We start from the raw sequence: 10,378 nt of genomic DNA, 5'->3' as shown, positions 1-10,378 counted from the left end.
GAAGCGACAGCAACAATGTTTTATCTGTGCGAAAGCGAAGCGACAGCAACAATGTTTTATCTGTGCGAAAGCGAAGCGACAGCAACAAATGTTTTCTGTAGCGAAAGCAAAGCGACAGCTACAATGCGCTCAGTCGGAACGGAAATCAACTCTCGTTTTGCTGAAGAGCCATACTTACTTAATTTCATTGGCATAAAAACTCTAGAACAACTTTAAGAATCCATTTTGATCAATCATTTTCAAAATGGATTCTTTTGTTTAGGTCCGTTTATTTATTCTTCATCATAAGATTGAATTATTTTTTGCATAGTTTTCAATGTTTCATAAAAATCATTGTATTTTTCTAAGCCGATATCGTTGATAATTCTCTCTTGAATATCTTGCCAAATTGGAGCAGCCTCGTTTAATTTTTCAGCCCCTTTTTCAGTTAGTGTAATGACCTTTGTTCGAGCATCTTGCAGATCTCTATTTAAATCCACATAGCCATTTTGCTTTAACAAGTTAATATTGCGTGTAATGGTTGTTTGATCGAGCAGCAAAATTTCTCCTAGTCGACTTATGGAAACTGATTGTTGATGATCGATATTTGCTAGCATTGAGTATTGTGTAACTTTTAAGCCAGTGGGCTGTAGTAATTTGTCATACAATTGTGTCACGACTCGTGTTTTTTTACGAAGGTTTGCACATACACATATTTGTGTGTAATCTATATTCTTCATTGCTCCGTACTCCTTTTCGAGTGGGTTCAATATTATAGTAGCCTTATTGATTTATTTTGTTAAGGTGGAAAATGTTTCTTGACAGTAATAAAAGCGATTACTAAGATTATATATGTATATACATGTTTTTGGAAGGGGTTTACTCCAGTGATGTATGCATATACATGTATTGAGCTGTAATCTTTTTCATTAAAGAGTATTAAAAAAAATCAATTAAGAAATGAAGGTGTTCAGATGAAGCGTATTCATTATAGCTGGTTTATTTTAGTCGTAACCTTTTTCTCAATTATTGTTGCAGGGATTACAATGTCATCATCAGGGGTATTTATAGACTCCTTTGAAAAAGAATTTAATTGGGATCGATCTTTAATAGCTTTAGCTTTTGCAGTGAGTCTATTTTTATATGGTTTTTCAGGTCCATTTATGGCGGCATTACTAGAAGTAGTTGGTTTAAAGAAAATGATGCTTGGAGCGATGGCTACATTATTCATAGGTATGATGCTTACGCTTTTTATGACACAATCATGGCAATTAATCATTATATGGGGCTGTATTATTGGCTTAGGAGCGAGTCTCTTTTTAACGGTGTTAAGTCCTTATGTAGCCAATCATTGGTTTGTGAAAAGTAGAGGGTTGGCAGTGGGGATTTTAACGGCAAGTACTGCAACAGGGCAGTTAATTCTCCTTCCTATATTGGCAATTATTATTGAGCATTATTCTTGGCGATGGGCGATTGGATTAATTCTCATTTTAAGTATTGTTATGTTCATCACTATTTCTATATTTATTAAAAATAAACCACAGGATATTGGAATTCTCCCTTATGGAATGGACGAAAATCTAGAAATGCAACAAGAGAATCATAAGAAAAATCCGATTAGTATTGCGTTTAATGGTTTATTTGAAGCTATAAAGAAGAAAGAGTTTTGGTTATTAGCGGGAAGTTTTTTCATTTGTGGACTTTCAACTAGTGGGTTAATTGGTACTCATTTTGTTTCTTATTGTATTAGCTTTGGTATCCCTTTAGTGACCGCTGCATCCTTTCTTTCTTTTATGGGAGTGTTTAATCTCGTAGGCACTACTTTATCAGGGTGGCTGTCTGACCGTTTTGATAATCGATGGTTATTGTTTTGGTATTACCTTTTAAGAGGAACGTCTCTGATTTTACTCCCGTATGCATTAATGCAAGGGTCGCTCACTTTACTGACAATCTTTACAATTTTTTATGGATTAGATTGGATTGCAACAGTGCCTCCAACGATAAGTATTTCTAGACAAATTTTTGGAACAAATAAAAGTGGTATTATTTATGGGTGGATTTTCGCATCACATCAAGCAGGGGCAGCAGTTGCAGCTTATGGTGGAGGCCTTATCTATAAGGTTTTCAATACATATACTTGGGCCTTTTTCCTTGCAGGGATGTTCTGTGCATTGGCAAGTTTATTTGTTATCATCGTGAAAAAACAAACACCTCATCATGCCAATACTTGATAATAGGCTACTCGATTTTCCTTTGGGCACAATTCTAGCTTTCTCCGGTTCTCGAAATTTTATTAGCGATCGATATTTAGCAGCATCGAGCCGCCGTTCCTCCGATTTGTTTTGATTGTCGCTTCACTTTCGCACAAAAAACATTTGTTGCTGGAGTTTCATTTTATCAAGATAAATTAGAGTGACATGCCAGAAAATGCATACTAAGTGAAATGGTTGATTGGAGTGGAGGCTGGGCGACTCCTTGGGGAATAGCGAATAGAGGAACGAAGGCTAAAATCATCACGTCCTGTGATAACGCCTTCGTGACCAACATCGTGTTGCCCCGAGACCCTGCAGCGAAGCGAAGCGGCTCATCGGACGCCCACAGGAAAGCGCCCAGCCGGAACGGAAATCAACCCCACGTTATGCCGAAAAGCCATACTTTTTTAATAAGACATCAAATTTCATTGAAGTAATAGTTGAAGTTGAAGCCCATAACATATCGGCTTCAACTTTTTTGTATAAAAAATTTTTGACATCACCCAAACAAAAGTTTATAATATAAACAAATATAACAAAAGGTGATGCTATGAATGAAAGAGAACAGGCGGTCCTTGCATTAATTCGCCAGAATCCGTTTATGTCTCAGCAAGAGATGGCAGATAAGATGAATTTATCTCGTCCAGTCCTTGCTAATTTAGTGTCGAGCTTAACGAAGCAGGGGAAAATTGTCGGTCGTGCGTATATTTTACCTGAAGAAAATGAAATTGTTTGTATCGGTGGAGCCAATCTTGATCGAAAATTTCATGTAAAGGGGAACGTACAGTTCGGTACATCTAATCCTGCTAGCTCTTCATTTAGTGTAGGTGGTGTTGGTCGAAACATTGCTGAAAACTTAGGCAGATTAAATCATCAGGTTACATTACTGACTACTGCCGGCAAAGATGCGGATTGGCAAGTGATCCAAGAAGCTTCAGAGCCATTTATGAATTTACGTTATGTGGAGCAGCTCCCTGATGCTTCGACTGGTTCCTATACTGCGATTATGGATGAGCAGGGCGAACTAGCATTAGCGGTGGCAAACATGGAAGTATATGAACTACTGTTGCCAAGTTTGCTAAAAAAACATGAGGCCATGCTGATGAATGCAGGCTGCTTTATTATGGATTTAAACTGTCCAAAGGAAACAGTAGCTTACATTCAGCAGGTGTCGATTGCCCGCGAAATTCCGTTTGTCATCGTACCTGTGTCTTCGCCAAAAATGAATCGACTGCCAGATACGTTGCAAGGTGTAACGTGGTTTATTTGTAACACAGATGAAGCAGAGACAATTATCGGTCATGCAATTGAAGGCGCTGCACATTATGAAAAAGCTTTACAGCAACTTCTTAAATTAGGTGCTGAGCATGTAATTATTACAGCTGGTAGCAATGGGGTGTATGCAGCTTCTACTACAACGAAGCCAAGTCATTTCTCAGCTAAGGCTATAGAAAAAATTGAAGATGTAACAGGTGCAGGGGACGCCTTTGTCAGTGCTGTAATCCATAGCTGGCTTACTGGGCAATCCTTTGCAACATGTATTGATGCAGGCTTAACGAATGCCAAAAATACGCTTGCATCTCCATATACAGTAAGACCTGAGCTATCAGTTGATTTGTTAAAAAGTGAAATGGAGGAATAACAACATGAAAGAATTCATCGTATTATCAGAAGAAGTAAAAGCAGGACAAGCACAAGGTTTACCAATCGTAGCATTAGAATCAACAATTATTTCTCACGGAATGCCATATCCTCAAAATGTACAAACAGCACGTGAAGTGGAACAAATTATACGTGATAATGGTGCTGTACCAGCAACTATTGCATTAATCGACGGTAAAATTAAAATTGGTTTATCAGATGAAGAACTTGAAATGTTCGGTAATGCACAAGGTGTAGCTAAAACATCTCGTCGTGACCTAGGGTATTTATTAGCAACAAAAAAATTAGGTGCGACAACAGTAGCAGCAACAATGATTTGTGCGGAGCTAGCTGGCATTGAAATTTTCGTAACAGGCGGTATCGGTGGTGTACACCGTGGTGCTGAAACAACAATGGATATTTCGGCAGACTTAGAAGAATTAGCACAAACAAATGTAGCTGTAATTTGTGCAGGGGCGAAGTCTATTTTAGATATCGGCTTAACACTAGAATATCTTGAAACAAAAGGTGTACCAGTCGTTGGATTTGGAACAGATGAACTACCAGCGTTCTATACACGTCAAAGCGGTTTTGATGTAAACTTCAAGATTGATACACCAGAGGAAGTTGCAGAAATGCTACGTGCAAAATGGCAATTAGGCTTAAAAGGTGGAGCTGTGATTGCTAATCCAATTCCTGAGGCTGAAGCACTTGAGCACTCATTCATTACAGAAATCATTGAAAAAGCTCTAGTTGAAGCGGAAGAAAACGGTATTCAAGGTAAAAACGTGACACCATTCTTACTTGGAAAAGTGAAGGAATTAACAGAAGGTAAAAGCCTTGATGCCAATATTGCATTAGTTAAAAATAATGCAGTAGTTGGTGCAAAAATTGCTGTAGCGTATAATAAATTAGGCTAAACAATTATATGAGAAGAGAGACTCTTTGCGAAATATTAAATTCGCAAAGGGTCTTTTTATTCATTTCGTATTATGTTTTTTCCATTTTTCACATTGTTCACGAGATTAACTAAACAAAATGACACAGTTACTTTACAATAGCCCATAATATTTTATACAATTGAATTTATATCTAATCTGAAAAATTTGACGAACAAGGTGGACATGTTATGGCGAAAGAGCAAATTTTGACTCCTGAGGACGTTTTTGAGTTAGTCAAATCCTACATGAATGATGAAAATGTCGCATTCGTGAAAAAAGCATATGAATTAGCAAGGGATGCCCATATTGAGCAATTCCGAAGCTCAGGTGAACCGTATATTATTCACCCAGTGCAAGTAGCTGGTATTTTAGCTGAATTACAAATGGATCCAGAAACAGTTGCGGCTGGTTTTTTACATGATGTTGTCGAGGATACGGATTTTACGCGCGACGATTTGGTTCGTGAATTCGGCGAAGAGGTAGCAATGCTTGTAGACGGTGTAACAAAGCTTGGAAAAATTAAATATTTATCGAAAGAAGCGCAACAAGCAGAAAATCATCGGAAAATGTTTGTAGCTATGGCGCAGGATATTCGTGTCATTTTGATTAAACTGGCAGACCGTCTACATAACATGCGCACGTTAAAACATTTGCCTGCAGAAAAACAACGCCGTATTTCTAAAGAGACGCTTGAAATTTTTGCACCACTTGCGCATCGTTTAGGGATTTCGACTGTTAAATGGGAGCTTGAGGATACAGCACTTCGTTATTTAAATCCACAGCAATATTATCGCATTGTCAGTCTTATGAAGAAAAAACGTGATGAGCGTGAAGCATATCTAGACAATGTTATGACTGAGATGAAGTCACAGCTTACAGATGTTGAAATTGACGCCGATGTATATGGTCGTCCGAAACATATTTACAGTATATATCGTAAAATGGTGTTACAAAAAAAACAATTCAACGAAATTTATGACTTATTAGCCATTCGTGTACTTGTCGATAGTATTAAAGATTGCTATGCCGTACTTGGAATCGTTCATACTTTATGGAAGCCGATGCCTGGACGTTTTAAAGATTATATTGCGATGCCTAAACAAAACCTATATCAATCACTGCATACAACAGTCATTGGTCCTTATGGTGATCCATTAGAAGTACAAATTCGTACGAAGGATATGCATAAAATTGCCGAGTACGGGATTGCTGCACATTGGGCATATAAGGAAGGTAAAAAAATAGATAATGAAAAACAAAATGTCGACCAAAAATTGACGTGGTTCCGAGAAATTTTAGAATTCCAAAATGAGTCTTCTAATGCTGAGGAGTTTATGGAATCGTTAAAATTTGATTTATTCTCTGATATGGTCTATGTATTCACGCCTGAAGGAGATGTCATTGAATTACCAGCGGGCTCTGTACCTATCGACTTTGCATACCGTGTGCACTCAGAAGTTGGAAATCGTACAATTGGCGCGAAAATCAATGGTAAAATGGTACCGCTTGATACACCATTGAAAACGGGAGATATCATTGAGATTTTAACTTCTAAGCAATCGTTTGGTCCGAGTCGAGATTGGCTAAAAATAGCCCAATCCTCACAGGCGAAAAATAAAATAAAGCAGTTTTTCAAACGCCATCTTCGAGAGGAAAATATCATCAAAGGAAAAGAGATGATAGAGAAGGAAATCCGTGCACAAGGTTTTGACATAAAAGAAACAATGTCAGCGGAAAATCTAAAGCGCGTTTGTGAAAAATTTAACTATACAAATGAAGAAGATTTATATGCCGCTGTTGGTGTGAATGGTATTACAGCACAGCAAGTGGTTAATCGTCTAGCGGAAAAACGACGCAAAGAGCGTGAACAGGAAGAGGCGCTCGAGAAAATTGAGCAAAAAATGAAAAACCCTATTCCACAAAAACGTACGGAATCGGGTGTTATCGTAAAAGATATCGACAATATGCTTATTCGACTTTCACGTTGCTGTACGCCAGTTCCAGGAGATGATATTGTAGGTTTCATTACGAAAGGTAGAGGTGTTTCAGTGCACCGTGCAGACTGCCCTAATATTCAAGTTGATGATGAGCAGGAGCGCTTGATAGAAGTTGAATGGGAACGCGGACTTACGCCTGAGAGAAAAGAATACCCTGTTGATATTGAAGTTTCAGCCTTTGATAGACCAGGTATTTTAAATGAAATTATGCAAATTGTAAGCGAAACGAAAACGAATATTTTAGCAGTGAGTGGTCGTGTTGATCGAGATAAAATGGCAACGATTCATTTAACGATTTCGATTTCAAATATTTCGCATTTGCATAAAGTAGTGGAACGTATTAAACAAACACCTGATATATATTCAGTGCAACGTGTGATTAACTAATTGATTGCGCTGCTGAATATATATCGTGGGGTAGTAGTAACTTTGTAATGTACCGAAAACGAATCTTCTGGCGCATGCAATGACAGAATTGAGGTTTTAAAAAATGAAAGTAGTTTTACAACGTAGTAAAGCAGCCTCTGTTACTGTTGACGGGAAAGTAACAGGAGCTATTGATAGTGGCTATGTTCTTCTTGTTGGTATTACACATGAGGACACGGAAGAGGATGTTGAATATTTAGCAAGAAAAGTAGCTAATCTCCGCCTTTGGGAAGATGCCGATAAGAAAATGAATCATTCCATTTTAGAGCATGGAGGGGCTATTCTATCCGTCTCACAATTTACATTGTATGGAGATGCAAAAAAGGGGAATCGTCCAAGTTTTACAAGTGCAGCAAGACCAGAAATTGCGGAGCCGTTATGGGAGGCTTTTAATAATGCCTTACGTGAATTTGGTTTACGCGTGGAGACTGGTATATTTGGTGCGATGATGGATGTTGCACTAACAAATGATGGTCCGATTACAATACTTCTTGAGTCAAAATAGTGGTACATTTCCTATCATTCCTGCATACACTATTAAGTATGGTTAGTTTTTGTAGGAAGGAAGTGTCTTATATATGACGCAGGTGGGAAGCATATCGAATCCATATTTATACGAAACTCTTAACATGATGATTGGTCAGGCAATTGTAGTGCAAACGGAGAAAAATATTCAGCAAGGTAAATTAGTCTCTGTATTACCTGACCATATTGTTGTAGAGGTTAGCCGTGCACCTTTTTTCATTCGTACGGACGAAATTGAATGGGTTACATTGGCAACAAGTTAAAAATAAGCGGAATCAGCACCTCCTTATTCATGTCATGTGAATAGGAGGTGCTTTTTTGTTTCAGCGTGTAAAAAAAGAAATTTTGTTAGAGAATGTATTGAACTAGGGGAAATAAAAAAATTGCGAAGGGTTGAATACAAAAAATGTATAATAAACAAGGTGTGTTGATCAGAAAAAAATAGGTGTTGAGTGGTAAAAGGATTTTTTGGTTGCTACTTTGCAAATATATTCCCATTTTTAAATGATTGTAGCGTAGGGCTACTCGAGTGCTCCTGTCGCTTCGCTTTCGTCGCAGAGCAAAGCTTCCCGCAGGAAAGAGAGTAGCCTGTAGCGGAAATTAGAGCCTTTATATTAATCGAGATGGATAAAAATAGTTAATCAACACGCCTGATAATAAACTAAATTATTTGAACATTGAGCCTTTCATATGTAACATACATAGAAAGGCCTATTATGTAGTTAAAATATAAGCGAGGGGAAAAAATGCAAACAGTAGCTATTATCGGTTCTTTGTTTTTTTGGAATAATATTAAAGTGAATTTTATAGAGTTTCCACAAGTACAATTTATCCATTTTCCTTACACTGCGCCTAAGCAAAGTATTGATTTAATAGATGAGGCAGCATCGCAATCAGACATTCTTTTATTTGCTGGGTCGATTCCGTATTATTATTGTTTCGAGAAAATACAAGCACAGCAAATTCAAGCAGCGTATTTGCCTTTTGATGAATTAATGTTATCGCTGTCATTGCTGTCTATTACACACAATCAAAATATCGAACTATCTAAAGTTTCAATTGATTTACCAAAAGAAGATAGCTTTTATCAAGTTATGAAGGAGGCGGGAATTCAGTGTGCTCCCGTTCATTTAAAAGATTATTCATGGGTGTACGAACAACAGCGAAAAATAGATGACTTCCAAATAGATGAGTATATTAGCTTTCACAAGGATTTATATGAGGCAGGAGAAACAAGGCTAGCCCTTACTAGTTTACATGCTGTTTTTGTTGCTCTAAAACAATTAGGAATTCCTTCAAGCTACATGGTTGAAAGTAAACATACATTTGTTACAACGTTATCTAAAGCAATTGATGCTTATAAATATTCATTATTGTCCGCATCGCAAATAACTGTAGTATCCATTCGTAGTAGAGAAAATAATATTGTAAACAACCATTTATTTTTAGAAAATATAGAGGAGATTTGTAAAACTTTCAATGCAAGGGTTTCACAATCACAAAGCGAGCCATATATTATTTATGCTACACGTGGAGTGATGAATAAAACAAATATTGCCCATTTCAACTCCTTATTACAACAATTAGAAAAGCGATTTGAAACATTTTTTAATATTGGAATAGGAATTGGCTATTCGTTACAAGAGGCTGAGATGCATTCATCACAAGCTTTATTTTTCACGAATAAATATAATTTTCAAAAATCAACTTTATGCCTTATAGATGAAGAAAGTCGTTTACACGGTCCAATATTTGAAAACGACAAAAATATACCACTATTTAATAATGATAAGCAGATTTTAGAGATTGCCGAAGAAATAAAAATGAGTGCAAAAAATTTAAAACTCATCAAGCAGTTTATTGTAATGCACAATAACCGAGCTTTTTCTGCAGCTGAATTAGCTGATTATATGGACCTTTCCCGTAGATCTGCAGAACGAATCATTAATCGATTAATAGATCATCATTTTTTAATACTGTCAGGTGAGGAGCAACCTTACAATCAGGGGAGACCTAGAAAGGTATATAAGGCAACAACTCAATTTAATAGCTAAATTAATAGAAAATTAGCACTTTACAATAAATTTGAAGTGTTGTATATTTAATTTCAATTAGCGACATATAGCGACAATTTTAAAAAATGTATATTTTAAAAATTAATAATGAGAGAGGAGACGAACTTATAATTTATTAGGTATGGAGGTAATGGGGGGAATTACATTTTTTTGGCTCATCACCAAAAGTTGTTGGTGACATTTGTTAAGACGTATGCCTTGTATATAAGTTGATTGGAGTGGAGACTGGGCGACTCTTTGGGGATCAGCGATAGAGGAACGAAGGCTAAGAGCATCACATCCTGTGATAACGCCTTCGTGACCAACATCGTGTTGGCCCGAGACCCTGGAGCGAGCAACGCGAGTGAAGCGGCTCATCGGACGCCCCCAGGAAGCTTTGCTCTGTGCGAAAGCGAAGCGTCAGCAAATGTTTTATCTGTGCGAAAGCGTAGCGACAGCAACAACAAAGCGCCCAGTCGGAACGGAAATCAACCACACGTTATGGTGATGAGCCATTTTTTTGAAAGAAAAAGCTAATGTCTGAATTCTGAGATGAAGTGGGT

General features: G+C 37.3%; 11 protein-coding genes. 10 read left to right on the top strand and 1 reads right to left on the bottom strand.

Annotated features, from left to right (window positions below; all coding sequences use genetic code 11):
- On the top strand, positions 1-216 hold a 216-nt coding region (locus tag ACVWXS_RS23285; protein WP_456960341.1), incomplete at its 5' end, for a hypothetical protein.
- Between the two features lie 56 nt (positions 217-272).
- Here the strand turns inward: ACVWXS_RS23285 and ACVWXS_RS23280 are convergent.
- The gene (locus ACVWXS_RS23280) at positions 273-719 is read right to left on the bottom strand and encodes a MarR family winged helix-turn-helix transcriptional regulator (RefSeq protein ID WP_456960340.1); all 447 of its coding nucleotides are present in this window, start codon (positions 717-719) and stop codon (positions 273-275) included.
- A 234-nt stretch (positions 720-953) separates the two neighbouring features.
- Here ACVWXS_RS23280 and ACVWXS_RS23275 point away from each other — a divergent pair, with 234 nt between their 5' ends.
- The 9 genes from ACVWXS_RS23275 to ACVWXS_RS23235 all read left to right on the top strand — a co-directional run bounded on the left by ACVWXS_RS23275 (position 954) and on the right by ACVWXS_RS23235 (position 10,352).
- Positions 954-2,210, top strand: a complete 1,257-nt coding sequence (locus tag ACVWXS_RS23275; protein ID WP_456960339.1) for an MFS transporter — start codon at positions 954-956, stop codon at positions 2,208-2,210.
- A gap of 212 nt (positions 2,211-2,422) precedes the next feature.
- A complete protein-coding gene (locus ACVWXS_RS23270) occupies positions 2,423-2,668 on the top strand; it encodes a hypothetical protein (protein ID WP_456960338.1) in 246 nt (81 codons plus the stop codon).
- 113 nt (positions 2,669-2,781) lie between these two features.
- A complete protein-coding gene (locus ACVWXS_RS23265; protein ID WP_456960337.1) occupies positions 2,782-3,873 on the top strand; it encodes a carbohydrate kinase in 1,092 nt (363 codons plus the stop codon).
- Between the two features lie 4 nt (positions 3,874-3,877).
- Positions 3,878-4,792 (top strand): pseudouridine-5'-phosphate glycosidase, encoded by a 915-nt coding sequence (locus ACVWXS_RS23260; RefSeq protein ID WP_374965803.1) that lies wholly within the window; start codon positions 3,878-3,880, stop codon positions 4,790-4,792.
- Between the two features lie 209 nt (positions 4,793-5,001).
- Positions 5,002-7,197 (top strand): bifunctional (p)ppGpp synthetase/guanosine-3',5'-bis(diphosphate) 3'-pyrophosphohydrolase, encoded by a 2,196-nt coding sequence (locus ACVWXS_RS23255; protein WP_368635812.1) that lies wholly within the window; start codon positions 5,002-5,004, stop codon positions 7,195-7,197.
- A 103-nt stretch (positions 7,198-7,300) separates the two neighbouring features.
- A complete protein-coding gene (dtd, locus tag ACVWXS_RS23250; RefSeq protein WP_456960336.1) occupies positions 7,301-7,741 on the top strand; it encodes a D-aminoacyl-tRNA deacylase in 441 nt (146 codons plus the stop codon).
- A 73-nt stretch (positions 7,742-7,814) separates the two neighbouring features.
- Positions 7,815-8,024 carry a DUF2642 domain-containing protein gene (locus tag ACVWXS_RS23245; protein WP_368635814.1) on the top strand — a complete coding sequence of 70 codons (210 nt, stop codon included), beginning with the start codon at positions 7,815-7,817 and terminating at the stop codon, positions 8,022-8,024.
- Positions 8,025-8,507: 483 nt separating this feature from the next.
- On the top strand, positions 8,508-9,815 hold the full coding sequence (locus tag ACVWXS_RS23240; RefSeq protein ID WP_456960335.1) for a MarR family transcriptional regulator: 1,308 nt from the start codon (positions 8,508-8,510) through the stop codon (positions 9,813-9,815).
- 234 nt (positions 9,816-10,049) lie between these two features.
- On the top strand, positions 10,050-10,352 hold the full coding sequence (locus tag ACVWXS_RS23235) for a hypothetical protein (protein ID WP_456960334.1): 303 nt from the start codon (positions 10,050-10,052) through the stop codon (positions 10,350-10,352).
- The last annotated feature ends 26 nt before the right edge of the window (positions 10,353-10,378 follow it).

Source organism: Lysinibacillus sp. TE18511, from assembly GCF_054062295.1.
This window is presented reverse-complemented; position numbering and strand designations above follow the sequence as displayed.